Origin of the sequence: Mesorhizobium sp. M7A.F.Ca.US.006.04.2.1 (assembly GCF_004022915.1) — a bacterium.
Taxonomy (GTDB): domain Bacteria; phylum Pseudomonadota; class Alphaproteobacteria; order Rhizobiales; family Rhizobiaceae; genus Mesorhizobium; species Mesorhizobium ciceri.
Genome location: NZ_RZQA01001436.1, coordinates 1 through 846 on the forward strand (window position 1 = coordinate 1; position 846 = coordinate 846).

3 protein-coding genes are annotated in these 846 nt (G+C 61.1%); all 3 read left to right on the plus strand.

Annotation, left to right across the window (positions count from 1 at the left end):
• Positions 1-169 (plus strand): DUF680 domain-containing protein (locus tag EN925_RS37865; RefSeq protein WP_128337463.1); only part of this gene is annotated, 169 nt, incomplete at its 5' end.
• Positions 170-248: 79 nt separating this feature from the next.
• Positions 249-449: a DUF680 domain-containing protein gene (locus EN925_RS37870; RefSeq protein WP_013528267.1), complete on the plus strand. Its 201-nt coding sequence runs from the start codon at positions 249-251 to the stop codon at positions 447-449.
• A gap of 69 nt (positions 450-518) precedes the next feature.
• On the plus strand, positions 519-764 hold the full coding sequence (locus EN925_RS37875) for a DUF680 domain-containing protein (RefSeq protein WP_027160993.1): 246 nt from the start codon (positions 519-521) through the stop codon (positions 762-764).
• The last annotated feature ends 82 nt before the right edge of the window (positions 765-846 follow it).

Consider the following 846-nt stretch of genomic DNA (forward strand, 5'->3'; position numbering starts at 1 on the left):
CCTTCTGGCCATTTCCGGCAGCGCCTTCGCTGGTAGCGACCACTACGGTTCGAACGCCGCGGCAGCCACTGCTGTCGACAGCTCGTACACCGCTTCGACCAAGAAGTCGGAACCGGCTGCTCAGGCGCCTGCCCAGGGTGCTGACCGCAACCTCTTCGGCAACAACTAACAGCCGATTCCCAGTTTTCCGGTCGACGGCGGGCTCGCCCGCCGCCCTGGCGAAATTCAGACATTCAGGAGTATTCAAGATGAACAAGATCCTCATTGCTGCCGCCGCCGTTCTGGCCATCACCGGCAGCGCTTTCGCGGGCAGCGACAACTACGGTTCGAACGGCCCGAACCAGCCTGCCGCCGCTGTGGACCAGTCGTACACGGCTTCCACCAAGACCTCGGAACCGGCTGCCCAGACGCCCGCTCAGGGCAGCGACCGTAACCTCTTCGGTCGCTAACAACCAATTTCGCAACCGACGGCAGCTGTGTCTGCCGTCCTGGCGAAATCCAGAATTCAGGAGACTAAAATGAACAAGATCCTTATTGCTGCCGCCGCCGTTCTGGCCATCACCGGCAATGCCTTCGCCGGCAGCGACAACTTTGGCTCCAATGGTGCCAATCAGCCTGCCGCCACGACTTCGGTCGACAGCACGCGCACCTCTTCGGTACGCAACACCGGTTCGCCGGTCTACAAGCTGCTGAACTCGTCGGGTGACACCACCCAGAAGTCTGCTCCGCAAGGTGCCGACCGCAACCTCTTCGGCAACAACTAACAACCGAAGTCGATCTCCAAGTCAAAGAGCGGCGGGCGCGGCCCGCCGCTCTTTGACTTGGAGATCGACTTCGGTTGTTAGT

Coding starts and splice junctions, on each gene's coding strand:
- EN925_RS37875 (WP_027160993.1), top strand. CDS start 519: ATGAACAAGATCCTTATTGCTGCCGCCGCCGTTCTGGCCATCACCGGC.
- EN925_RS37870 (WP_013528267.1), top strand. CDS start 249: ATGAACAAGATCCTCATTGCTGCCGCCGCCGTTCTGGCCATCACCGGC.